This is a genomic window from Mycoplasma sp. Mirounga ES2805-ORL, from assembly GCF_017084445.1.
GTDB lineage: Bacteria > Bacillota_I > Bacilli_A > Mycoplasmatales > Metamycoplasmataceae > Mycoplasmopsis.
Genome location: NZ_CP070947.1, coordinates 14,289 through 40,352, shown reverse-complemented (window position 1 = coordinate 40,352; position 26,064 = coordinate 14,289). Strand labels below are relative to the sequence as shown.

Sequence of the window (26,064 nt, the reverse complement as noted above, 5' to 3'; positions counted from 1 at the left end):
ATATACAAATATACATCAAAACATACCTTATTTTAAACAAAGGTAATGTAAATGATTATATATTTATAAATATATTGTATTACTTATTAATATCTTTACTTCTAATAATAGCTTTTAAATCTTTAAGTTCTTTTAATGTGAGTTTTCTATATGTTCCTTCTGCAATTTTATCTACTTTTAAATTCGCAAAAGATATTCGTTTTAAATTTAAAACTTTCCTATCAAAGTGTTCAAAAAGTTTTTTAACATGGTGATAAGAGCCAACGTGCAATTTTACTGTATAACTTTTTTCTTCAACTTGATCCACTACTTGATATGACATTTTTCCATTTACTCCAACTCCTGAATTTAGTTCATTAAATTCTTTAAGTGTTAGTGGAGTATCGATTCTAACTCTATATACACGCTCTATTTCATACTTAGGGTGAGTTAATTTATTAACTATTTCTAAATCATCAGTTAAAAGCAACACACCTGTTGTGTTATAGTCTAATCTCCCGACCGGAACAATTCGAGATTTTGTATTAATTAAATCGACAACCGTTTGGCGGTTGTGTTCATCATTTGAACTAGAAATCGTTTTTCTTGGCTTATTTAAAATAAAATATTCAAAATTATTCTTTTTTATAACAATTAATTTATTATTAACTTTTATTTCATCATCAACACTTGCCTTATCGCCCAAACTGGCTATATTGCCATTAACTGTCACTCTCTTATCTTTAATTAATTCTTCCGCTCTTCTTCTTGAACAAAATCCGCTAGCAGCGATAATTTTTTGCAATCTTGCTAATTCCATACTTTAGTTCATTCATTTTTGATAAATTCGTTCTTGCTCATCATCAAAAATAACTCCTTTTCCTATATTAAAATCATAATTGACTTGATTAACTTGTTTAAAACCTTCATTAAAATTTTCATAAACCAATTTGCGTAATTTTTGAACACCCTTAAATTTTCTTCCTAAACATATCTTGTCAGCAATGTATACGATTTTATCTAGTAATGATAACTGAAAATCTAGTGTTGTGTGAACCTTTATTGCTTTTGCAATATCATCATTATTAATTCTATAAACATATTTTAATCATAATGAACCACAAATTTGGTGGTGTTTGTGTCTTGGTAAATCTCCATTAATTAATAATGAGGGTTCATATCGTTTTATAAAATGAATTGATTTTTTGTAATCTCATTCTTTGGCAATATCGTGAAATAAGCCTGCATAATAAGCAACTTTTGCATCATAGCCTACACTTTTAGCTAATTCCGCCGCAAATTCAGCTGCATAAACTGAATGTCTTGCCCTATCGTGACTTAAAGTTGAATGAACTATTTCTTTAGCATACAAAAAATTTTGACCAATATACTCGTTCACTTCTAATGTTGTTTGAAATAAATTACCTTGTCTAATTGCTGTTGAGGACTCTAAAAGTGGTTTATCAAGATTTAATAAAAGGCAATTAAATTTTTTAAAATTAGTTTTATAAAGCTTATTATCACGCTTAAAAACAACTAATTGTGTTAAATGAGATATTTCTTCAACAAATTCCCATTTATGTAATTTAGGTAATAAATCGCTACCCATAATGAAGAAAAGTTCATCATTAGGATACTTATGTTTTAAATATCTAATTGTTTCGTAAGTATAGCTAATTCCACCTCTTTTAATTTCAAAATCACAAATATCAACATCAATATCTAAACTTTTAATAGCCAAATTAATCATTTTAACACGATCGTTAGCACTTGCGGTTTTTTGTTTCTTTTTGAATGGATTGGTTGCGGCAGGTATAATCAAAACTTTATCAAGTTTTAAGTCTTGATAAGCTTTTTTAACAATTTCAAGGTGACCTTTATGAATTGGATCGAAGGTTCCTCCTAATAGTCCTATTCTCATTTTAATAGCCTTTCTTTGCTGTATCTTCTTCAAGATACCGCATTTGGATTTTTTCTTTTACTTTATCTTTTTCTAATTCTGTTCCCGTTTTTAATAAATTACTTTTTAATATATTATTAGTATTTTTAATTATTCTCTCAATTTTACTGTTTTTTTTGTTTTCATTTTTTTCAAACAAACTTATTGGATTTGAAATTAAAAATTCATTTTTTAAATTAGTTAGTCTTACTCCAATACCTCTAATCATTTCACCATCTCATATTTCATTAAATAATGAATATGATACCTTGTAAATTTCATCAGGATCTCGAGATAAAAAAACTAGTTTTTTTTGTTTTGAATTTCAATGTTTATTTGTATTTCTTACTAAAACTGTTACAACTCCAGCGAGCATATTTCTATTTTTTGCCCTTAAACAAACTTGGTCAACTAAGTTTGATAATATTTTCACAATCTCCTCGGTATCGCTCAAATCATAGGAAAGAAATGTTAATTCACGGCCAATGGATTTAAGCTCGTTTTTTTCTGCATGAATAATATCATCACTAATTCCGTTTGCCTCATTTACAAAATAACCTAATTTAGAACCAAAAATAGCTTTTAATTTTAATGACTCCTTGTTAGCTTTAGCTAGATCTTTGATTGTTTGGATTCCAATTTTATTTAATTTATTTTTTGTTGGTTCACCTATTCCAAAATATTTAATAATTGGTAAGGGTCATATTTCATTAACTAATTCATTTTTATCAATTATTTTAACACCGTAAGGCTTAGCAAAATTAGTACCCATTTTAGCTAAAAATTTATTATAAGATATTCCAATTGATAAAGGTATTCTAAATTTTTGCATTATCTCTCGTTGTATTTTTAATGCTAGTATTTTAGGATCTAAATTCTCATTATTAACAATAGAAGTTACATCAACCCAACACTCATCAATACTAAATACTTGAATGTTCTTTGAATAGTTTTTAGCAATGTAATCAAAAATTCTATTTGATAAAGAAACATACAAATCAAAATTAGGCTTAATAAAAATAGTCTTAGGTTCTATTTCTAAAATTTTATAGTTTGGCCATCCAACTTTAGCACCTTTATTTTTTAATTCATAACTAATAGATGAAGCGATTGAACGTTTTAAATTTTTACCTATTGCAAGTGGTTTATTATCTAAATCACTATTTAAAGATCTATGGGCGCTACAAAAATAACTATCAAAGTCAATATGAAATATTATTTTTTTATTATTCATTTTTAATTCTATTTCTAAAATCTAGTGCAAACATTAGTGCACAATTTTTTCTATTTTCTTGTTTATAAACATTATCAAATACAGCTAATTCTTTAAGTAGTTTTAAGTCATTTTGTTCTAAATTTTCGCCATTAATAAATTTTTCATAAATATCTATAAAATAGATTATTTCTTCTTTGTTCTTATTTAAAATATTACTAATTACTAGATCAGTTGAAGCGACATAAAAAGCACAACCAGAACCTGAAAAATTAACTGTTTTTAAAAGATTATTTTCAAAACTATAGTCATATTCTAAATAGTCAGCACAACTTATTCCATAAACCTTATTAGTGTGTTCGTGGTTATCTTTATAAACTGGTTCTGAATAGTGACTAAATATTAAATTTTGTTTTTCATTAATACTATAAGACAATGAAATTACCTCCTTCTTTTAATGCGTTATAAAGTTTATCAATATCTTCTTTTGTATTATAGACTCCTAAACTAACTCTTACAAAAGAAGGAATATTTTTCATTTTTGAAACATAATGAGTACAAAATAATCCTGCTCTTACATAAATGTCTTTAGAGCCTAAATATGATGCAACATCATGCGAATTTACATCTCCTATATTAAATAATAATATATGATTACCTCTAGAGTTATACATTACTAAATTCTCAATTTTAGAAAGTTTATCAAAAGCATATTCTGATAAATCTCTCAATATTTCAAAACTACCTTTTTGTCCACCTAATATGTTTTCAAAGAAATTTAGTGACTCATTAAACATGTGAATTGCACTTAAATTTGGCGTACCAGGTTCATATTGTTCAACATTGGCTTTGCAAGCAAAAGACATACTATCAATAATTGAAATAACAGCGCCACCGCCATAAAATGGAGGATTTAATTTTTTTAGTAAATCATCTCTAATTGCTAAAACTCCAAATCCAGTTGGACCATATAATTTATTGCTACTAAACGCAATTATGTCAGATGTATTATGTAAATCAACTTTAGATGAAACAATAGCTTGTGCAACATCATTAACTAAGATAATATTTTTTTCTCTAGTTACCTTATATAAGTTATTAATATCTTCCTTATGTTCAAAACTATTTGATGTTTGCGACAAACAAATAATTTTTGTTTGCTTAGAAATGTTTGAAACCAAATCTTCAACAATTTTAACTTTTGCCTTTTTTTCCTCAGCAATTTTTATCCAAGGAACAATATTTGAAGAATGATTAAACCCGCTAACTAAAATTTCATCCCTTTCATTTAAAATACTCTTTAGCATTAGAGCCGCTTTATTCAAAGAGTCAGTACATCCAGAGGTAAAAATAATTTCTTCTGGATCTGCGTTAATTAGCCTGCCCACTTTTTCTCTTGTACTATTAATTATTTTCTTATTCAGCATTCCTATTTCAGTATCACTAGTTCTTGTACTTACACTCATTTCTCTATAAAACTTATTAACAGCATCAACTGCTGTTGTAGGTTTGAGGGCCATTGCTGAAGAGTCAAAGTATGTAATCTTATTTAGAATTGGAAAAAGTGCTCTAATATTTTCACTATTATTTTTCATAATTAAAATTTTATATAAATTTAATAAATTAGTTACAATTTATATGCTTAAAAAGCAATAAAAAGTGCTTATTTTTTTATTATGGAAAAATCAATAAGCATATATAATTGTTAATGCAATTTATATTACGAACACATAATAAAGTGTGAAATTAACGTTTATTTTATAAAAATTAAAGGAGAGCAAAATGAGACAAACAACAATTGTTAATCGTGAACATGCAAATAAAAAATGATTTGTTGTTGATGCTGAAGGTCAAGTTTTAGGTCGTTTAGCTTCTTTTGTTGCCTCGGTTCTTAGAGGAAAAACAAAAGCAACATTTACACCAAACGCTGACATGGGCGATAATGTTATTGTTATTAACGCCGAAAAAATTCAATTAACAGCAAATAAAGAAACAGATAAGGTTTACTACAGCCACTCAGGTTACCCAGGTGGTCTAAAAACTATTACCGCAGATAAATTAAGAGTTAAAAAACCTACTGCATTAGTAGAAAAAGCTATTTATGGTATGCTTCCACATACAAAATTAGGAGACAAGCAACGTAAAAACCTATTTGTTGTTGAAGGACCTACACACAAATATGAAGCACAAAAACCAGAAAGTTTGGAGATTAGATAGTCATGGCAGAAACAACTAAAAAAACAACTACTACAAAGAAAACTACAACAGTTAAAACTAAAAAAACTTCTTCAGAAGTTGAATACCGTGGATTAGGTCGTCGTAAAAGCTCAACAGCTAGAGTTATTCTTAGACCAGGAAAAGGTGATTTTACAATTAACAAACGTCCTGCAAGAGATTATTTAACAAGTGATATTTATATTAAAGATGCTGAACAACCATTAGTTATTACCGAAACAAAAGGTAAGTTTGATATTAGTGTAAATGTTAGAGGTGGCGGTTTAAGTGGCCAAGCAGGAGCTATTAGATTAGGTATTGCTAGAGCTTTACTATTAGCTAGTGATTCATATAGAGGAAAACTAAAACCTGAAGGTATGTTAACAAGAGATGCAAGAATTAAAGAACGTAAAAAACCAGGTCTTAATGCTGCACGTCGTTCACGTCAATTCTCAAAACGTTAATATTTCCGAATTTTAAAATAATTTATATAATAACATGTGACAATAATAGTCACATTGCTTGCGAGCTTAGCTCAGTTGGTTAGAGCACACGACTGATAATCGTGAGGTCGATGGTTCAAGTCCATTAGTTCGCACCATTTCAATTAGTTTTGATCAAACTCCAATTTTGGAGTTTTTATTTTACTTTTATGATTTTATGATCAAAAAGTTATTCAACAAAAGAAATCGATTTCAAAATATGAATCTAAATTCTTATTTAAGATAAAATTAAATTAAGAAAATATTCAAATTAAAAGAGGAGTATATACAATGAATGATAAAAAACATGAAGTTACAATAGGATTTGACCTAGGTGTAGGATCTGTGGGTTGAGCAGTAATTGACAATAACACAAATGAAATTTTAAAACTTGGTTCAAGACTATTTAGTGAACCAGAACTAGCAACCGACAGAAGAGCGGCTCGTTCATCAAGAAGACTTTTAAGAAGAAGAAAGTATAGAAATGAAAAATTTATAAACATGTTATTTAGATATCAAGATTTTTTTAAATTTGAGTCAAAAAAAGATATTTATGACACTTTTAGAAAATTATCAAATAAATATCAAAATATTCTTGATCTAAAAATTAAAGCTCTAAGAAATCAAGTTAGTCCTAAAGAATTATCTTGATTGTTACATGATTACTTAGAGAATAGAGGTTTCTTCTACACGATAATTGAAAATGAGTCTGATAAAAACAATAATGATGATAACAAGTCAAAAGCAATTTTAGCAAAAAATGAAAAATTATTGCCAACTGAACTTTTATATAAGTTTTATGAAAAAAATGGTTTTTACAAAAATCAAGATAACTTTGCTTCAGAATACTCAAGATCATTTTCAAACCTTGATTGAATTAAAGAATTAAATCAAGTTTTTGACAATTATCCAGAAAAAGTAATTTCTGCTATAAAGAATGATTTTTTAAATTTATTTTCAACTATAAGACCTTTTAATGTAGGACCCGGTAGTCAAAATAGTCCTACTAAATATGGTTTATATCAAAAAAATAATGATGGTCACATAGAAAAAATTGGTGACTCCATATGAGAAAAAAATATTGGGCGTTGTAGTGTTTTTGTAGACCAACCAAGAGCGCCAAAACATACTGCAAGCTCAGAAATTTTTAATCTATTAAACGATATGAATAATCTAATTAATTCAGCCTTTGTAGATTTTAAATTAAGCGAAGAAAATAAAATTGAACTCCTAAATACATTACTTAATAAGTATAAAGATATAACATCTGCAAAAACTAGAATTACTAACTTTAATATTTCTATGTTAAAAAACATCTTGCTTGATTATTCCAAAAATAAAGGAATTGATGATTCTTGATTACAAATGAAGAATCTAGGTTTTGGTGTAGCCAAAAACAAAACTTATGAGTTAAATTTTTCTGAATTAAAAAATATTTTCTATATTACCCAAATTCTTGCCCGCGGTAATGCTAACTTAGATATTATTTCATTCCCTAATTATGAATTATGAATAAATGATTATGATGAAATAGTAACAGAATTGTCAAAAACACAAGATTTAAACCAAAGAATAGAATTATTATCTAAACTAAAGTTCTGAAATAAATATTTTGAGACAGAAGATTTAAAAGAAGACGCTATTAAAAATCTTTCATCTTCAGAAAAGATAATTTCTTCTCAAATGTCTAGTTTATCAACTAAATGCCACTTATACTTTATTCCATCACTACTAAAATATAGTGATAATTTTGAAAGAATTAAATTTAATGATGAAAACCTACAAAAAGCAAATGAAACAAATATACAAAATAAAAAATACCTCAGTCAAGCTTTTTTAGATGATGCCATACTTCCACCTTCTGTAAGAACAACTATGAAAGAAGCTGTATCTGTATTTAACAAAATTAAAAAGTTATATTCGGATATTTATGATATTAAAAATGTTACTGTTGAACTTGCTAGAGAAAAAAATAGTGATGAAGTTAGAAAACAAATATCACAATTAAATAATTCAAACAAGAAAAGAAATAATTCTATTGAAACTAATATATCTAAATTATTAAATAAGAACATAGATTTAAATTCAAGTAAGTTTTCAAATAATTTAAAATATAAATTATTTCTTTATTTACAACAAGAACATATTGACCCTTATGATGGAAAAGAACTTGATCTAGAATTAATAATTAATGATCCTAGTTATGTAGAAATAGACCACATTATTCCTTATAGTTGATCAATGGATGACTCATCATCAAATAAAGTATTGACTAAAAGAACAAATAATCAAGTAAAAGGACAAAACATACCTTTTAATTACTTTAAAAAACTTAATAGTTCACAATGGAATTGAATAATGTATAAAGAATGATGTGATAAATTATTCTTACATAATAAAGATGATTCATGATTTCCAAGTAAAAAATCTAAATCAGATAAGCATAACAAATTATTAGTTTCTAAATTTGATGAAAATGACCAGAAAACATTTATGGCCAGAAATTTGAACGATACTAGATATGCAACTAAAATATTTAGAGATACTTTACAAAATTATTCAAAAAATCATGATAATGAATTTAAAGTAACCTGTATTAATGGAAGTATAACAAGTTATATTAGAAAGATATCTAAAATTGGCTTAAAAGACAGAAATGATTTTTCTCATCACGCTGTTGACGCCACAATTATTTCTTTAATCTCAAATAATACTAAAACCTTATTTAATGAATTATTTTTAGATGACACTAAATATGAATTAGTAAGTCTTAATGGAATATTATATAAAGAAAATATGTTAACAGGAGTTTTAAAAGAAGTTTCAAATTCTAAAGAGCTTAAAAAATTATACGATTCTAAAAAAATTGCTCAAATTGTTAAAAATAGTTTAGAAAATAGAAAAGTTGATTTTCAATTTTCAAGAAAAATTATTACAAAAAGCAATGTTAAATTATTTAATGATACACTTTACGGACTTAAAGAAAATTCACTTGATAATAGTTCAATTAATAAAATTACATACATAAAACTTATTGATGAAAAAAATAAGGATAAAAACTTAAAAGATTATTTTGGCGAAAATGCCCCCAAAGCATCTAAATTATTAATGTGCAATAGCCATAAATCTGAATATAAAATACTTAATGACATTTATATGAAATATCAAGATCATAAAAATCCGTTTATAGAATACATGTATAATGACTTATTGATAAACTTCCCAGAAACATTTACAAAAGAAAAAATTGATACACTAGTTAACTTTGGAAAAATTGCAATTTACAACTATGAAACTAAAACTATTAAAATTTATAAAAAACTAAGATTAATAGGTGATTCTTATAAAAAAGACAATATAGTTATGAATAAAAAACAAAATAATAAATCATTTAATGAAAGCCTTAATTGAATTGGCGGTCTAGTTTATAAGAACAAAAAAAATAACTATTCACTTATAGTTGCAAACAGTCAAATTTTAAAAATGACAGGCAAAAATATAAATCTTCTTGATGAAAGTGTTTATGATCAAGAATCCTTAGATTCTAAAAAAGAACAATTTAATATTGAATTATCTGAAAAACCTGTTCTTGTATTAAAAAAAGGAACTATTTTCATGGATGAACAAAATGAACTTTACCACACCGTTGGTTTAGTTCCTTCTAATCAAACTATCGAAATTTCAAAGATAAAAGATAATTTAGATAATAAAAGACTTATAAAGTCGATAAATGTGTTAATGAAAAATTATAAAATAGTAGAACTAGACGTTCTAGGTAATGTGTATAAAAAAACCCACTAGGTGGGCAATTACAGCTGCCATATAGGCGCTTTATTTTAGTGCGTACAATTTTTGAGTAAGCTATATACGTCACAATTATATTTTATACTAATTTTGGAGACGCATGAAAAAAATTATTCAAATATCTGAAGCTACTTATATAAATATGTTTTTAAACAACTTAGTTGTTAGAAAGAATGATACAAAAATTATTATTCCAACATCTAATATAGAAACTATTATTTTTGAAAATGAAAGAAGTACAATATCGCTTCCTTTGTTAAATGAATTAGTTAATTTGGGAGTAAACATCATATTTTGTGATAGAAAACATCTCCCTAATGCCTTATTAATACCTTATCAAGGTTATTATAGTACTAAAGTATTACAAAAACAATTGCAATGAGATGATGATTTTAAAGGAAACCTATGAACATCTATAGTAAAACTTAAAATTAAAAATTCTAAAAATATATTAGAAAAAATTAATCTTTTAAATGATGATTTAAAATTAAAATTCGACAATTATATAAACTCTGTTCAATATCTAGATGTTAGTAACGTGGAAGGTCATGTTGCAAAATTATATTTCAAAATATTATTTGGTTCAAGCTATCGTAGGGATGATGAAAATAATGTTATTAATCAATATTTAAATTACGGTTATTCGATTTTAACTAGTTATGTTACTCGACATTTAAGTTCAAAAGGATATGATACAAGGATAGGATTATTTCATAAAAGTTATAACAATAATTTTCCACTTTCATGTGACATAATGGAACCTTTTAGATGTTTAATAGATTTACTAGTTTATAAATATTGAAAAAATACAGAGTTTCATAATTTTCAAGAGTTTAAAGAACAATTATTCTTAATTTTTGAAGAAAATATTATTGTTGAAAATAAAAAAATGTCTTTTTCAAAATACATACAAATTTTTATTGAAGATTTATTAACGAATCAAAATAATAAAAGAGATTTATCCATTGATCCAAATTACTAGTAGATTTATGCGGATTATTATTATGTATGATGTATGTATGGATAATAAAAAAGATATACAAAATTATCAAATATTTAAGAATAATTTAACTAAACTAGGATACTATATGATTCAATATTCAATATATGGAAAATGTGTTTCAAGTCACACTGTCTATGAATATGAAAAAAAGAAAATATTAAATATTATTCCACAAAACTCAAATGTTAGATTTTTTATGATTACTGAATCACAATATCAAAATATTGAAATTTTGTCAGGACAAAAAAGTTTATCTGAAATATATAACGGACAGGAAAGATACATCAAACTATAATGAATAAAATAGGTAATATAGAAATAAATAACTATATAGATGATCTAATAGTTATAGATGTTCCTAATTCAAAAGAATTTATAAAAAATATTAACATGATGGAAATGAATAGTGAATCGCCATCTATTGTTATTAATGATAAATACTTTTACCTGAAAGATTCATACTTTTTTGATACTCTAACAAAAATGTCCGATTTGTATGAATTTAGCGTAAAAAATCAATTAGTTAAAACTTTAATAAATGATTCTAATTGAAATACTAATAATATCCTAAAGATTGAAAACCTTGAATTCATTAAAAACAGCATAAATGGTTTTGTGGGAGATGAATTACTAAATATAAATGTTGATTTCAGCAAAATATATAAATATATTTTTACCATTGATGGTAATAAGTTTGCGAATAAAAATAAAATAATTAATTGGTTAAAAAACGAATTAAATTCCACAACTAAATTAGTTATTATTGATAATATACCAAATATTTCAATTAGAGAACTATATGAACTAACACCAAAGTATAAATTTATTATTTTGACAAATAATATTTTTAATCACTGCGAAAAATTTGAAGATTTAGAATTATGCGGATTTCTTTTCAAAGATGAGATAAAGAATATTACCAGTAATGATATATTTGTTCAATGAATTAAGAAATTATATCCTTCACTAAAAGAGTTTAACGAGCAAGAAATAATTAAACATTTTAAAAATGATATTTTCAGTTATTTTGAGTTGAAAAAACATTTTTTTCTTTAAAATGAGGTTTTAGTGCTGTACAATTTTTGAGTAAGCTATAACATCATATTAAAAAAACATTAAGACCCACTTGTTTTAGTGCTGTACAATTTTTGAGTAAGCTATAACTTTTAATTTTTATGGTATAATAGTAACATAGTTTTAGTGCTGTACAATTTTTGAGTAAGCTATAACAAATAAATTATAAAAGTCTTTGGCTTCCATGTTTTAGTGCTGTACAATTTTTGAGTAAGCTATAACGTAAAATGCGAATTGTCAATTTTGAGCACCGTTTTAGTGCTGTACAATTTTTGAGTAAGCTATAACATAAAAATCGGCAATATAAGTAAAATTTTTGTTTTAGTGCTGTACAATTTTTGAGTAAGCTATAACTAAAAACATATACTTTAAAAACTAAAACCGGTTTTAGTGCTGTACAATTTTTGAGTAAGCTATAACGCCGAAGTCAAAAAATACATAAAAAGTATTGTTTTAGTGCTGTACAATTTTTGAGTAAGCTATAACATTTGTTTTATTTGCCCTAAGTCGAAGCGCGTTTTAGTGCTGTACAATTTTTGAGTAAGCTATAACACTGTTAGCGTTTATAATAAAAAGAACGTAAGTTTTAGTGCTGTACAATTTTTGAGTAAGCTATAACACTTCTTAAAGACTTTATATTTAGTGTTGTGTTTTAGTGCTGTACAATTTTTGAGTAAGCTATAACTCCTCCTTTTTAAAATTATCACGCAATAATGTTTTAGTGCTGTACAATTTTTGAGTAAGCTATAACTATATTCTTGATTAGATTGTTCCAAGAGAGGTTTTAGTGCTGTACAATTTTTGAGTAAGCTATAACAAGATTTAATAGTATCTGCTAAAACACCAGGTTTTAGTGCTGTACAATTTTTGAGTAAGCTATAACTACATAAAAAATATTATTGTTATTATCAAGGTTTTAGTGCTGTACAATTTTTGAGTAAGCTATAACTTGCTACATATAAAAAATTTAAACAAGACGGTTTTAGTGCTGTACAATTTTTGAGTAAGCTATAACAAATCTATGGAATATTAAATGGAGACAAAGGTTTTAGTGCTGTACAATTTTTGAGTAAGCTATAACATAATTACCAAAAACAACAATTATTATTACGTTTTAGTGCTGTACAATTTTTGAGTAAGCTATAACAAAGTTTAGTAATAGACAACTTTACAGATAGTTTTAGTGCTGTACAATTTTTGAGTAAGCTATAACTTATAATTATCTAAGTAATGGTTTTCTAGAGTTTTAGTGCTGTACAATTTTTGAGTAAGCTATAACTATCTAATAAAGTTGATAATTTTAAAGCAGGTTTTAGTGCTGTACAATTTTTGAGTAAGCTATAACTAACATCATAAAGAAACATCCACAATACTTGTTTTAGTGCTGTACAATTTTTGAGTAAGCTATAACCCTCAATAAAATAACTAAATATATCTTGTATGTTTTAGTGCTGTACAATTTTTGAGTAAGCTATAACCCGAAATAACCTATTTTAGTATTATGAATAGTTTTAGTGCTGTACAATTTTTGAGTAAGCTATAACTAAAAAATATCTTGGTGTGTTGAAAGCAGGGTTTTAGTGCTGTACAATTTTTGAGTAAGCTATAACATTTAACACCTGATACTATTATTGACGCAGGTTTTAGTGCTGTACAATTTTTGAGTAAGCTATAACATTTACATTTTTGATTAACTTGTGGTATTTGTTTTAGTGCTGTACAATTTTTGAGTAAGCTATAACACTATTTCTGCATTATCTATATCTGGCACTGTTTTAGTGCTGTACAATTTTTGAGTAAGCTATAACAACAAATTCAAATAGAAAATAAATCAGCGAGTTTTAGTGCTGTACAATTTTTGAGTAAGCTATAACATTTAGATACTTATGCTTGAGGTTGGGATGGTTTTAGTGCTGTACAATTTTTGAGTAAGCTATAACAAAAAGATAATAGATATGTTGTTGAAGTTAGTTTTAGTGCTGTACAATTTTTGAGTAAGCTATAACCAAGTGAAGTAGTTAAAGATAAAAGGGGTGGTTTTAGTGCTGTACAATTTTTGAGTAAGCTATAACTCAAATCCGCACTATCATTATAAATATTTAGTTTTAGTGCTGTACAATTTTTGAGTAAGCTATAACCTAAGAATATAGACACCTCTAAACTTAAAGGTTTTAGTGCTGTACAATTTTTGAGTAAGCTATAACAAATTATTTATATAGCAAATAATTAAAGGAGTTTTAGTGCTGTACAATTTTTGAGTAAGCTATAACACTTTTTTAATTTAGTTTCGTCCGTGCGTTGTTTTAGTGCTGTACAATTTTTGAGTAAGCTATAACTTGTTGTCTATCATATACTTGTCTTTGTATGTTTTAGTGCTGTACAATTTTTGAGTAAGCTATAACCTTGCAACTATTTCATGCAGCAAAAAAACCGTTTTAGTGCTGTACAATTTTTGAGTAAGCTATAACACAGTTTAAGGAGGATAGATATGAGTAATAGTTTTAGTGCTGTACAATTTTTGAGTAAGCTATAACATGCTTGTCAGTTCTTGCCTGTGCTACCTGGTTTTAGTGCTGTACAATTTTTGAGTAAGCTATAACATGGTTCCCCCGGCGGCTTCGCTAAACCCGAGTTTTAGTGCTGTACAATTTTTGAGTAAGCTATAACTACCGCACACTTTTGAGCAAATCGCAAATGGTTTTAGTGCTGTACAATTTTTGAGTAAGCTATAACCCTATATCTTGTCTTTGTAATGGCTATTTGGTTTTAGTGCTGTACAATTTTTGAGTAAGCTATAACGCTGAACGCTCTTATAACATTAATTACCGTGTTTTAGTGCTGTACAATTTTTGAGTAAGCTATAACAAAGGTATAATGATATAAAAATATATCTTAGTTTTAGTGCTGTACAATTTTTGAGTAAGCTATAACTTATTGCATCTTTTACATAGTTTTTTACTTGTTTTAGTGCTGTACAATTTTTGAGTAAGCTATAACCCAGAACTACTAATATAGAACTCCATCCTAGTTTTAGTGCTGTACAATTTTTGAGTAAGCTATAACATGAAAATATTTGCTTTTCCTTAATTAAAGACACAAAAAATTTGATATTTAAAATATTTAAAGTTTCAAGAATTAAACATACAAAATACACATATTTTTTTTACAAAGCTATTACTTAAATATCTAATTAAAGATATTATAACAATAATTTATTTTCACTTTTTATAAATTTATAATAACTAAGTCTAAGAAAGATTAGTCTCAATATCTTTTACTATATAATTTATACACATAGACTTGGTCTTACATTTTATTTAAGGAAACATAATGAAAAAAATAGATAAATATATTGCTAAATATTTCCACAAAACAGAGAAAATAATATCTTCAGAAAAGCCTAAAAACATTATTACTTTGCAATTCTTTCAAAGAAAAGATGACTCCTTATTAGCAGGTATGAATGAAGTTTTAGAGTTATTAAAAAATAACTCTGATATTTCAAAATATAAAATTAGATATTTGCCAGAAGGCTCAATAATTAATAGTCTTGATATAGTTCTAGAACTAGAAGGACACTATGAGGATTTTGGAAAATTTGAAGGTATGATAGATGGTATTTTAAGCAGATCATCATCAATAGCGACGAATGGATATCATTGTAAAAAAGCAGCAAAAGGTAAAAATATAATTTTTATGGGTGACAGAGCCGACCATTATTTAATGCAAAAAATCGATGGTAAGGCTATTGCAGTAGCAGGCATAACGAGTGTTTCAACAGATATGCATAATATAAATCATAAGGAAAGCACCTTCGGTTCAGTACCACATGCTCTAATTCAAAATTTTGGCGGAGATACTAAAGCTGCCATGATTGCATATTCTAAAACTTTTCCAAACAACAAACTAATTGCACTTGTTGATTATCATAATAATGTAATAAAAGAAGCTGTTGAATGTTTCAATTTGCTTAAAGATAAACTTTATGGAGTTAGAGTAGATACAGCCAAAAACATTAAAGACCACATGTTCGATAATGAACCTGATAATGAAAGTTTTTATGGCGTAAATGTCGAACAAATAAAAAGACTTAGAAAGGCATTAGATGAAGCAGGAGCAAATAATGTAAAAATAATTGTCTCAAGTGGTTTTAATCCAGAAAAAATAAAATTTTTCGAAGATAATATGGCTCCAGTTGACTCTTATGGTGTTGGTCAAAGTATTTTTAAAAGCATATGTAGTTTCAGCGCTGATGCAACATTATTGAATGGCAAAAAAGAAGCTAAAGAAGGTAGATTTTATAGAAAAAACGAAAACCTTGTTGAATATAATTAATAATTAATTTAATGGTAAAATTTATAAATATATTTTGGAGGATTATGGAAATAATTTATATTTTCTTGCTTAATTTTGCACTTTTTTTAATTGGCTACCTATTTTTTGGATCATTGAATACGTCAATTATTGTTAGCAAAAAAAAGATGCGAGATGATATTAGAAAACATTGCTCAAAAAATGCTGGAGCAACAAATGCTCTAAGAGTTTACGGCAAAAAAATAGCTGGTCTAATTTTTGCAATAGATGTATTAAAAACTTTTGTTCCAGTTCTAATAGTTGCTATTTTAAATAGATACGCTTATCAAGAATTTGCAAATAAGTATTTTATGAGTCCACAAGCTCTCGGATTAGGTGTTGTTATAGGTCATATTTTCCCAATTTACTTTAAATTTAAGGGCGGAAAAGGAATAGCATGCTCAGTTGGTTTTATAGCAACAATAAATGTAGTTATCTTTGTAATAGCCGCAATTATTTGATTAACAGTTTTCTTTATAACTAGATATGTTTCATTAGCTGGCATAATCACAACACTTATATTAATACCATTAACATTCTTTCCTTGAGTGACACAAGGAATACTTGGATTCTTTATGAACTCAGTTGAACATACAGAATCATTAAAACCATGTTGCTTAAGTAGATATTGATATGTTTCTGGAATTTTATTCTTCATTGATTCAATCGTTATAATTTTTGCACATCGCTCAAATATTAAAAGATTAATTAATCATAATGAATCAAAGCTAAAGCTTTAATTTATTTATTTAAAAGCAACAATTGTTTTGCTAAAATTAAAGTAAAAAGGAGGCGAAATGAAAAAATCACGTTTTATGACAATTACCGTTATGCATTCAGCAATAATCATTGCGATATCAATTCTTTCAGTGATTTACTTATTTTCATCAAAAGACTATAATAAAAATTACTTAATAACAACGACGACAATGATCTGTGGTTCAGTTACTTTTGTTCTTGCAACACAAATTTTCATTGTTTATTTTGTAGATATATTTAGAAAATCAAAAACTACACCTATTGGACAATTGATGTTATCAATGATAATTATCTTATTTATTTGTTCTGCAACAATACTATTATCTGTAGTTCTAGGTAATTCAAATTACAAAAATCTACATGGATGAAATTGATGACTTGATTTACTAGCAACACTATTAGCTGTATCAATTTCATTAATCTTACTTATTATTTCAATTGTTTTTGGATCTAAGAAAGTTTAATAAGACAAAATGAAACTCCTTAATTGGAGTTTTTTATTATTCTTTATTTAACTATTTTAATTACTTAATAGATAATACAATAAACATATATAATTAAATAATCAATATATAAATACTATTAGGAGATACCATGGAAAGTTGAAATAATATCATGTCAAAAGATGCTTTTTCATCTCATACACATTCAGCGGTTTTTAAAATTGCAAATAAAGAAATTGAAAAAGTACTAAAAGATAAGCAAAATAAAAAACACGTACATTTGGCAAAAATCTGAAAATGAATAGGCCTAGGATTTTTATTATCGGGATTAATAATTACTATAATAACTGTGACAATTGCATTACTATTTATGTATAAAGAAAACAACCCTTTTAATAAAGAATGAAAATTACTTGTACCATTATCGTTTGGATTATTTTTTACATTTATTGGATTTATTTTATTCTCTCTGGGCGTAAAATCTCATAAATATTTAGCTAAGCAAATTATAAATAAATTTAATAAATATAAAATCTACAACCAAATTTTTAATTTTCTAAATCTAACATACACTAACCATTATGGCGATGAAGAACTAAAAAAATATAGCTTAATAAAGTTTTTCAAAAATATTTCAAATTTTAAAGATATTGACAATAATTTTTATTGCTCAAATAACAAATATGAACAATATGAATTTCACAACGACTCCCATTTATTCAAAATGCAAAATTTGGAATACAAATCAAATTCGTGAAAAAATATTAATGATTTAAAAAATAAATATATAAAACAACTTAAAAAAGATGGTTCTACAATTTATGGATCTAGAATTGAACTTAATTCATCAATTAAACGTTTTGCAATAGCAGCTAAATTAAAAAACTTTAATGAAAAAATATCACTTACACTATTTGACAAAAACAATAATTACACACCTGCAAATTTTGAAGAAATAGTTTTTTCTAAAAAAGAATATGAACATTTATATCTTAAAGTTAATGACAAAGAATTACTTAATGAATGACTTAATGATTCAAATAATATAGATTTTCTTAAACTAATTAGTGGTGAGTTAATACTAGGTCATTTTATAAATATCATTGATAAAAAACAAAGATTCAGACTTAAAAAACTAACAAATTTATCAATGTTTATTAGAGAACAAGAAGCATATATATTCTTTGATACACCAACTGAATTATTTGATTTATTTTTTAAAAATCATTCTATTAATGTACATAAATTATCTGAAAAAATATCAGAAAAAATTATTGATGATTTTTACTTATTATACATGTTGTTAGAATTATTAGCGCCATTTGGATTAAATTTAACTTCAACAAATATAGAAGAATTAACAAAAGAAATTGAAGAAAAAGAATTAAAAATAAATAACGATTTAGAATATAAAATTGATAATAATTTAGATGAAACTAATGATAATATAAATAAATAAAATAAAGGCTCATAGATTGATTATTTATGAGTATTTATTTTAATTTTATTCTAAAACCTGCTTTGTTTTTAGTTAGCGTATATTTTAAATTATCCCTAATTAATATGTCTTCAATATGTGTTTTAAGTGTTTTGGTTCCATGACCAACAATCACTGTTAATGATTTACATTGTCTATTGTGAGTTTCAATCAAAGCTAATTCAAAAGCAGCTACCGCTTCATTTACAGACATACCGTGTAAGTCAATAAAATGTTCTTCGCAACCACTACCAAATTCTTCATCTTCATCATAATCAATATTTTCGGCTTGTCTTAATATTGCATTCATAAATTCTTCATCTTCATTCACGATTACTCCTTTATTTGACTTTGACATTTAGGACAATAATACGTTGAGCGTTTGTTAATATACATTCGCTCAATTTTAGTATTACATTCAAAACATGGTAAATTATTTCTTAAATGAACCTTTAAATGATTTTGATATCCACCTCTAACACCATTAACACTTGAATATGATTGGATAGAAGAACCGCCTAGCTCTACAGATTTTTTCATAATTTGGTCTGAAAAAATAAGAATTCTTTTTAATTCTTCAATTGTAACTTTATTAGTAGGTGTTTCAGGATGAATTTTAGCAGCAAATAAAGCTTCATTAACATAAATATTTCCCAAACCCAAAACAATACTTTGATCTAAAAGTGTTAACTTAATAGGGATAGTTTTCTTTTTTAATTTATTATACAAAGTATTAGCATCAATTTTATCTGGTGTTTGGCCTAGGGAATTTAAAGGTTTTGTTGTATATAAAGTTTCCTTTGTTTTAATATGGAATGTTCCAAATTGTCTTGCATCATTATAAAAAATAAATGAACCATCGCTTAGTTGGAAATATAGATGATCATGAATTGTAGGTTTTCTAAAAGATTTATAAACAAAATACTTACCAGTCATCCTTAAATGACTTAATAAATACTTATCGTTAGTTAAATAAAAAATAATATGTTTCCCTAAATTTCTAATATCTATAATTGTTTCATTAATTAAAAATGAAGTAAATTCATTTATAGATACTTCTTTTATTAATTTTGGAGTTCTAATAAAAACTTTATCAATTCTTTTATTAACAACTAGTTTTTTTAGATCCTTAACAACTGTAATAACTTCTGGCATTTCTGGCATATAAATATTATAAATACTAATCAAAAAAAGCATTAAAAAACCAAGCAAATTGTTGCTGGATCTTTTACTCTATTAATTAAGAATTCTAGACATGTTTGTTTTATATATTTCAACACCAGGCTGATTAAATGGATTAACGCCAAGAAGATAGGCACTCATTGTTACACTGAACATAAAAAATTGGAATAAATAGCCTAATGAATATTCAGAATCATCCTTTAAATGAAAAACTAAATTTGGAATATTTGCGTCCTTGCTATGTGCTTCAACACTAGACTCAAAAATATTTCAATTAATTTCATGAAGACTTTTCCCATCTAAATAAACCAAACCGTCATCAAATTGTTCTTTTTTAAAATCTAAAATTAAATCTTTTTTAGGTTTATCTAAAATTAAATGTGATTCAAACAATATCTTTTTACCCTCTTGAATAAATTGGCCTAGCGAATGTAAGTCAGTTGAAAATTGACAAGATGTTGGAAGTAATCCTAGATTATTCTTGCCTTCACTTTCACCAAATAATTGTTTTCACCATTCACTAAAATATCTTAATTTAGGTTCATAATTAACCATCATCTCAACGTTATACTTTTTACTTAAAATATGTCTAGCTGCAGCATATTGATAAGCATAGTTTTCTTCAAATGGTTTATTTTTAACATACTCAACGCAGTCATGAGCGCCTTTTAATAATTCTCTAACATTAATTCCTGCGCAAATGAATGGAAATAACCCAACAGGACTTAGAACACTAAATCTACCACCAATATCATCAGGTACAACTAACTTATGGTATCCCATTTGATTAGCAAAATCAAATAGTTTGCCTTTCTTGGCATCTGTTGTTGCAACAATAAAATCTCTTGCTTTAGGAATTCCGACATTCCTTTCTAACAATTTCCTAAATTCACGGAAAGCTATAGCTGGTTCTAGGGTTGTGCCACTTTTAGAAATAACATTAATAGCAAACTTTTTATTTTCAAGATATTTAAGTTGATTGATTAAACTCTCACTACTTACAGTATTCCCACTAAAGATTAACTCTATTTTAGGTTTGTTTGGCGAATAAGGTCCAAACATAAATTCATAACCTGATTTTGCCCCTAAATAAGAACCACCAATTCCAATAATAACAACAGCTTCTATTTTATTCATTTGTCATAAGTCAACAATGTTTTCCATCTTTTCAATTTCTTCATTTGAAACTCTTGAAGGTTGTTCTATTCAACCTAGCCATTCTTTTTCATCAACACTATAGTCAAAAATAGATTTATGAATCTTTTCTACTTTATTTTTGTATTCTAAAATCTCTTTGAGTTTTAAGGCATGAGATAAATTTAATGTAACTGTTTCTTTCATATTAACTCCTTAATTTATTTTACAAAAGGGTTTACTTTGTTTAAATGAGCTTCATAAATAATTGACCAATAAATAAAACATATTAGCATTCCTAGTGAAAACTCGCTTCCATCAGGTATAGTCACCTTACATATAGGTATTTGTGCAATATTATTCATCGTTGTTATTATTCCATCTTTTATTAGATTTTGGTATGAACTAATTTTACTTTCATTTATTTTGGTTAAAAAATCGCTATTACTAATGTCATCTGTCATTCTATAGTCAGTTTTTTCGTGGTTAATTGAAAACATAGTAACAAATAAATCTTCAACATTATCAATTAAATATTGACCATAAGTATACATTTCCCGAGGATATATTGTTCCAAAAGAATAACTTTTTAAGTCGAAAACATTGTTGATTAATTTAGAACTTTCATTTAAAAATCTAGATAAATATTCTGAAGTGCCAATCATAGCATTAATGGAATTCTTTTTTATTATTTGATATCTTATATAGGCATATTGAAATGCTGTGTTATCTAAAAGATTATCGCTAACAAAATTAACACATGCAGCAGAATAACCTTCAATTATATTTTTAATATTCGCTCCTTTTATTAGTAAAAGAATTAAGGTCCCCTCATTAAAAAAAGAATAATCATTGTGCATTATTTTAGGAATAATAATCTTATTTTCTTCTAAAACATTTAGAAAATTTAACTGTTTTTCTATGATTTCTTTAACAGCAAAAAAAGTTTTATTTAGAGTTTGATAATATCCATTTTTTAGTTGATAATTATTGAATACTAACTTTATAAAATTAATAAAATAATCTTCAAATTTTTCGTTAGAAGCTATAAAAAAGCCGATTTTGTTAAAACTTATCTTATCTTTTAAATCGGTAAATTTTTCCAAGCATCTTTCTATGCCGTCATTTTCATTGAAAAAATGAAATCTTATTTTTTTATTTGCTAAGAGATCATATTTGAATAAGAAATCTTCACCTATTTTATAGGTGTTGAATAAATTATTATTTGTAAAAATAAATAAGTCTTCAATTTTGTATTTGACCATTAATTTCACTAAGTCATATAAATGGGATGTATTTTTTTCAGTAAAATTCATTATTAGTTCATGAAAACCTAGATGTTCAAAACCGTCTAATTTTTTATTCTTAATTCCTTGAATTATTGATTGACCTCTTTTAATCAAAGAGTCATTCTTAAAATCAGGAGAATAGTTATAAGTATTTAATTCAATTTTATTCATAATTTATATCCATTATTATTTTTTATCGTCTAGATCAACGTATGTACCTAAATCGTCAATCAAGTTTTTAAATCCGTGTTTAGTTTCTTTAATTTCACGTTGAAATGGAGAACGTTCATATAAAGCATGTAGCTTTTTAAAATTTCCAATACCAGTCTTATTTTTTTTGTCTACGCTTTCAATAATAAAATTAATTTTTTCGCCCACTTTAAATTCACTTAATATTTTTGATGGACTTCAATCCAAAATATATTTTTTAGGTATTTCAAAAATATAATTTGATCTTGTTACTACTCTAAGTCTTTGAACATTTAATTCTATAATTTTTCCAAATGCAATATCACCTTTTTTATTCATAGTTATTATTTTATTAAGTTCTAAACAATATAAAAGAAAATAAATTTGTATTAAAATATTTTTATGAAAAAAAATGAATCACTATATTGAGATGGTTACTTTATGGCGCTTGCTAAAGTTAGCGCTTTAAGATCTAAAGACCCGTCAACAAAAGTTGGGGCTTGTATTGTAAACAAAAATAAAAGAGTTATTTCTCTAGGATACAATGGAATGCCTCAAGGTTTAGATACTGAATTTCCTTGGTCAAGAGACGGTGAAAAAGCTTCTGAGACTAAATATGCTTATGTAATACATGCTGAAATGAATGCTATTCTTAATTCTCAAGATAAATTTGAGGATTGTGTAATGTATACATCACTATTCCCTTGTTCAAATTGTGCTAAAACAATATCTCAATCCGGAATTGTTGAAATTGTTTATGAAAATGATAAATATCATGATACAGATGATGCTAAAATTTCCAGAAACATTCTAGATACATGTGGTATAAATACTAGAAAAATTGAAATTGATACTAATATAAACATTAATGTTGGCGAAAAAAAATTCAAAATATAAACTAAGCTAAGAACTTTTCTTTAGCTTTTTTTATTATTTCTTCAGTAATTTCATTACTTTTTCTAATTTCAAAATTGATTTTATCAATAATAAAAATCTTAACATCTTGGCTTTGTAAATTAGTTGCTTCAAAATCAATAAATTGAATTGGCCATGTATCATTTTCAATTTGAATAACTGAATAATATTGATAACTATTTATTTCAATTTTAGCAATATAAAATGCAGGCAATAATTTAATCAAAAACTTGTTTTTAGGTTCTACACTAAATGAATTGTTGTCTAAATCTTTTATGAGTTTTGCGTTAAAACCATAAGTTCAGGAATTTAATGTATTCACAAGATCTATCTCACCTAATTGTAAAAGTTGTTTTAAGTATGTAGTTGATATTTTAATATTATTGTTCAATTTAAAAATATCAACAACATGAACTTTATTGTTATATTCTTTTAGCAAGGTTTCAGGCTTGCCTTGCCCTTTGTATCCGAAACTAAAATCAGAACCACAAACAAAATCAAAATCGCTTTGGTTTTTAGTTAATTCTAAAATGAAGTCTTTTGGGCTTTTTTTACTATTTGTTAAATACTCAATTTCAATAGCGTTTTGAATTTTTAAATTAGCAAAATTTTGAATTCTAGTTTCATAATCTGTAAAAATTCCTGAATACATTTTAGGAAGATTTTCTACATCTTTAAAATAAAGAAGAACTATATCTCTTTTATCTTGACTTAATTCCTTGGCTTTTTCAAGAAGTTTATAATGTCCAATATGAAAAGATTCAAAAGAACCTAATATAAAAATAGGTTTATTAAATTTTGGAATGTTTTCAAAACTATAAATATTTAAAGACATAAAATAATTATAGAATATAACTTAAATAATATTCAATTCTTTTAACTTGTAATATGTACCATCCTTGTCAGGAGAAAGAGCAACATCATTAGCAACTCTTTTTACATAGTTGGTTGAATGCTCCATGGCAACACCATATGCTGAATCACGAAGCATATGGTAATCATTTGCACTGTCGCCAAAAGCAATAAGATTTTTCTTAGAATTTAAATTAAGATATTGAGCTAATCATTTCAAAGCACTACTTTTTGTAACGCCCTTAGGTGAAATAAATAAGCCTTTACTCCAAGAACTTGATATCTCTAAATTCATATTATTGTCCTTGATAGTTTCTTTGATAACTTGTGTAGCTTTTATAACATCATCATAATTTTCGCACATAACAGTAGGTACGTGTAAATGTTCATCGCTCATTTTATCGAAATCCATCATTTCAACGTGATCTAAAAAAGGTCTATGAAATCAACTATTTTCCGCATCATAATCATTAGATTTATAAATTGTATCAAGGTTAGTTATAGTAAATCCTTTAACACAATTATGTTCCTTTAGTTTTTTATAAATTATTTTTATATCACTTAATTTAGCAGGGGACTCATTAATAATCTTCTTATTTTTGATATCATAAACAAACATTCCATTTGCACCTACAAAATAACTAACATTATTAGATTCATCTAATAAATCTCCAATTGTTACAAAATCACGTGCTGTTGCGATAACAGTTATGATTTTATTATTTTCTAGCTCAGCAAACATTTCCTTCATGTTTTTTGAAAGAGTTTCTCTTGAATATGGAAGTATTGTACCATCCACATCAAATGCAGCCATTTTAATATTTTCTACTTGAAGTTTTTTTGTAATCATAACTATCTCCTCTTGATTGCAATTAAACTTCTTAGAAAATCTAATAATTAATATTTTTTAATCTATTCCCAAAAAGTTTAATTGGTTTTATTGTTTCTTTAAAGGCTTCAATAATTCCTAAAATGGTTTCTTTATCGGTGTTAGTACTTATAAAGTATTTACCACTTTTTAAATGTTTTTTATTTGGCAATGAAATACCGTTTTTCAACGTTTTAATTTCATTATTATCCAATTGAATTACTTCATACCTTAAAAGGGGTGTAATATCTATTTTAGCAAAATTACTATTTTTAAGTAATGATTTATCAAGTGAAGAAATTTTAACTCTCTCAAGAGATTGCATATATGCAAAATTATGCATAAAAATGCCTAAATCATTTGCTAATGAACGAATATATGTTCCATTAGAAACCTCGAGATAAAATTCTATTCTTTGATTTTCATCATCGAATGAAAGGATACCTGCATTTTGCACTTTTATTAATTGCTCTTTTAATTCAACTAATTTGCCTTCGCGTGCTAAATCATATGAACGCACACCATTAATTTTTTTTGCACTAAAAATAGGGGGTATTTGACTATTTTGTTTTATAAATCATTCAATCATTTTGTCCATTATTTCTTGATTAAAAGTTATTTTTTGACCTGACTTATTTAAAATTTCGCCTTCTTCATCATATGTAGAAGTTTGAGAACCAAATTTAATTCAAGTGGTATATGCTTTAGTCTTATCTTCGATATATTGAATTAATTTTGTATCTTCATCAGTTGCGACTAATAATAAACCACTTGCTAATGGATCTAATGTACCGGTATGACCTATCTTAGTTGCTTTAATTTCTTTTGCAAATTGTTTAATAGCTTTAAAACTACTTATTCCTTTTTCTTTATTTATTAAGTAAAACATAGTTAC

The 26,064-nt window shown here is 26.0% G+C and carries 24 protein-coding genes, 1 tRNA gene and 1 CRISPR repeat array; of the genes, 12 read left to right on the top strand and 13 right to left on the bottom strand.

Going from position 1 to position 26,064, the window contains the following annotated elements; genetic code table 4:
* Positions 1-79: 79 nt before the first annotated feature.
* The 5 genes from JXZ90_RS00190 to JXZ90_RS00170 are packed head-to-tail and all read right to left on the bottom strand — an operon-like array spanning position 80 to position 4,726.
* Entirely contained in the window at positions 80-799 is a 720-nt protein-coding gene (locus JXZ90_RS00190) for a pseudouridine synthase (RefSeq protein ID WP_205848392.1), read from the bottom strand.
* 3 nt (positions 800-802) lie between these two features.
* Positions 803-1,900 (bottom strand): nicotinate-nucleotide adenylyltransferase, encoded by a 1,098-nt coding sequence (locus JXZ90_RS00185; protein WP_205848391.1) that lies wholly within the window; start codon positions 1,898-1,900, stop codon positions 803-805.
* A gap of 1 nt (position 1,901) precedes the next feature.
* Positions 1,902-3,152, bottom strand: coding sequence for a DNA polymerase IV (locus tag JXZ90_RS00180; RefSeq protein ID WP_205848390.1), 1,251 nt, complete (start codon positions 3,150-3,152; stop codon positions 1,902-1,904).
* Positions 3,145-3,567: an iron-sulfur cluster assembly scaffold protein gene (locus tag JXZ90_RS00175; RefSeq protein WP_205848389.1), complete on the bottom strand. Its 423-nt coding sequence runs from the start codon at positions 3,565-3,567 to the stop codon at positions 3,145-3,147. The genes JXZ90_RS00180 and JXZ90_RS00175 overlap by 8 nt, the downstream gene beginning before the upstream one ends.
* On the bottom strand, positions 3,557-4,726 hold the full coding sequence (locus JXZ90_RS00170) for an aminotransferase class V-fold PLP-dependent enzyme (protein WP_205848388.1): 1,170 nt from the start codon (positions 4,724-4,726) through the stop codon (positions 3,557-3,559). Before JXZ90_RS00170 ends, JXZ90_RS00175 begins: the two co-directional genes overlap by 11 nt.
* A gap of 187 nt (positions 4,727-4,913) precedes the next feature.
* Between JXZ90_RS00170 and rplM the strand changes: the two genes are divergently transcribed.
* From rplM to JXZ90_RS00115, 11 genes are all read left to right on the top strand, one after another.
* Positions 4,914-5,348 (top strand): 50S ribosomal protein L13, encoded by a 435-nt coding sequence (gene rplM, locus JXZ90_RS00165; RefSeq protein ID WP_205848387.1) that lies wholly within the window; start codon positions 4,914-4,916, stop codon positions 5,346-5,348.
* A 2-nt stretch (positions 5,349-5,350) separates the two neighbouring features.
* Positions 5,351-5,809: a 30S ribosomal protein S9 gene (rpsI, locus tag JXZ90_RS00160; RefSeq protein WP_205848386.1), complete on the top strand. Its 459-nt coding sequence runs from the start codon at positions 5,351-5,353 to the stop codon at positions 5,807-5,809.
* Positions 5,810-5,869: 60 nt separating this feature from the next.
* Positions 5,870-5,946 (top strand) — tRNA-Ile (locus tag JXZ90_RS00155).
* A gap of 172 nt (positions 5,947-6,118) precedes the next feature.
* Complete coding sequence (gene cas9, locus JXZ90_RS00150; RefSeq protein WP_205848385.1) at positions 6,119-9,628, top strand: type II CRISPR RNA-guided endonuclease Cas9; 3,510 nt, start codon at positions 6,119-6,121, stop codon at positions 9,626-9,628.
* A 103-nt stretch (positions 9,629-9,731) separates the two neighbouring features.
* Positions 9,732-10,613, top strand: coding sequence for a type II CRISPR-associated endonuclease Cas1 (gene cas1 / locus JXZ90_RS00145; protein ID WP_205848384.1), 882 nt, complete (start codon positions 9,732-9,734; stop codon positions 10,611-10,613).
* Positions 10,614-10,620: 7 nt separating this feature from the next.
* Positions 10,621-10,929, top strand: coding sequence for a CRISPR-associated endonuclease Cas2 (gene cas2, locus JXZ90_RS00140; RefSeq protein ID WP_305848731.1), 309 nt, complete (start codon positions 10,621-10,623; stop codon positions 10,927-10,929).
* A complete protein-coding gene (locus JXZ90_RS00135; protein ID WP_205848382.1) occupies positions 10,929-11,690 on the top strand; it encodes a hypothetical protein in 762 nt (253 codons plus the stop codon). The genes cas2 and JXZ90_RS00135 overlap by 1 nt, the downstream gene beginning before the upstream one ends.
* Positions 11,691-11,696: 6 nt before the next feature.
* Positions 11,697-14,771: direct repeats of the CRISPR family, unit length 36 nt; unit sequence GTTTTAGTGCTGTACAATTTTTGAGTAAGCTATAAC.
* A 267-nt stretch (positions 14,772-15,038) separates the two neighbouring features.
* Positions 15,039-16,043, top strand: coding sequence for a nicotinate phosphoribosyltransferase (locus JXZ90_RS00130; RefSeq protein WP_205848381.1), 1,005 nt, complete (start codon positions 15,039-15,041; stop codon positions 16,041-16,043).
* Between the two features lie 44 nt (positions 16,044-16,087).
* Positions 16,088-16,801, top strand: coding sequence for a glycerol-3-phosphate 1-O-acyltransferase PlsY (plsY, locus tag JXZ90_RS00125; RefSeq protein ID WP_205848380.1), 714 nt, complete (start codon positions 16,088-16,090; stop codon positions 16,799-16,801).
* Positions 16,802-16,858: 57 nt separating this feature from the next.
* Positions 16,859-17,284, top strand: coding sequence for a hypothetical protein (locus JXZ90_RS00120; RefSeq protein WP_205848379.1), 426 nt, complete (start codon positions 16,859-16,861; stop codon positions 17,282-17,284).
* A gap of 130 nt (positions 17,285-17,414) precedes the next feature.
* Entirely contained in the window at positions 17,415-18,722 is a 1,308-nt protein-coding gene (locus tag JXZ90_RS00115) for an MAG2810 family protein (RefSeq protein ID WP_205848378.1), read from the top strand.
* A 34-nt stretch (positions 18,723-18,756) separates the two neighbouring features.
* On the opposite strand, the gene JXZ90_RS00110 is transcribed toward JXZ90_RS00115, so the two are convergent.
* The 5 genes from JXZ90_RS00110 to JXZ90_RS00090 form a co-directional block, all read right to left on the bottom strand.
* Positions 18,757-19,071 carry a Smr/MutS family protein gene (locus JXZ90_RS00110; protein ID WP_205848377.1) on the bottom strand — a complete coding sequence of 105 codons (315 nt, stop codon included), beginning with the start codon at positions 19,069-19,071 and terminating at the stop codon, positions 18,757-18,759.
* Positions 19,072-19,073: 2 nt separating this feature from the next.
* Positions 19,074-19,904 carry a bifunctional DNA-formamidopyrimidine glycosylase/DNA-(apurinic or apyrimidinic site) lyase gene (gene mutM / locus JXZ90_RS00105; protein ID WP_205848376.1) on the bottom strand — a complete coding sequence of 277 codons (831 nt, stop codon included), beginning with the start codon at positions 19,902-19,904 and terminating at the stop codon, positions 19,074-19,076.
* Between the two features lie 72 nt (positions 19,905-19,976).
* Entirely contained in the window at positions 19,977-21,263 is a 1,287-nt protein-coding gene (locus JXZ90_RS00100) for a glucose-6-phosphate isomerase (RefSeq protein ID WP_205848375.1), read from the bottom strand.
* Between the two features lie 14 nt (positions 21,264-21,277).
* The gene (locus JXZ90_RS00095; protein WP_205848374.1) at positions 21,278-22,516 is read right to left on the bottom strand and encodes a glucose-6-phosphate isomerase; all 1,239 of its coding nucleotides are present in this window, start codon (positions 22,514-22,516) and stop codon (positions 21,278-21,280) included.
* A 15-nt stretch (positions 22,517-22,531) separates the two neighbouring features.
* Positions 22,532-22,873, bottom strand: a complete 342-nt coding sequence (locus JXZ90_RS00090) for a hypothetical protein (RefSeq protein WP_205848373.1) — start codon at positions 22,871-22,873, stop codon at positions 22,532-22,534.
* Positions 22,874-22,936: 63 nt separating this feature from the next.
* On the opposite strand from JXZ90_RS00090, the gene JXZ90_RS00085 reads away from it, so the two are divergent.
* Positions 22,937-23,431, top strand: coding sequence for a cytidine/deoxycytidylate deaminase family protein (locus tag JXZ90_RS00085; RefSeq protein ID WP_205848372.1), 495 nt, complete (start codon positions 22,937-22,939; stop codon positions 23,429-23,431).
* A 1-nt stretch (position 23,432) separates the two neighbouring features.
* Here the strand turns inward: JXZ90_RS00085 and JXZ90_RS00080 are convergent, their stop codons facing one another.
* The 3 genes from JXZ90_RS00080 to truB are packed head-to-tail and all read right to left on the bottom strand — an operon-like array spanning position 23,433 to position 26,058.
* Positions 23,433-24,284, bottom strand: a complete 852-nt coding sequence (locus tag JXZ90_RS00080; protein WP_205848371.1) for an FAD synthase — start codon at positions 24,282-24,284, stop codon at positions 23,433-23,435.
* Between the two features lie 21 nt (positions 24,285-24,305).
* Entirely contained in the window at positions 24,306-25,151 is an 846-nt protein-coding gene (locus tag JXZ90_RS00075) for a YcsE-related riboflavin metabolism phosphatase (RefSeq protein WP_205848370.1), read from the bottom strand.
* 40 nt (positions 25,152-25,191) lie between these two features.
* Positions 25,192-26,058 (bottom strand): tRNA pseudouridine(55) synthase TruB, encoded by an 867-nt coding sequence (gene truB, locus JXZ90_RS00070; RefSeq protein WP_205848369.1) that lies wholly within the window; start codon positions 26,056-26,058, stop codon positions 25,192-25,194.
* Positions 26,059-26,064: the final 6 nt, after the last annotated feature.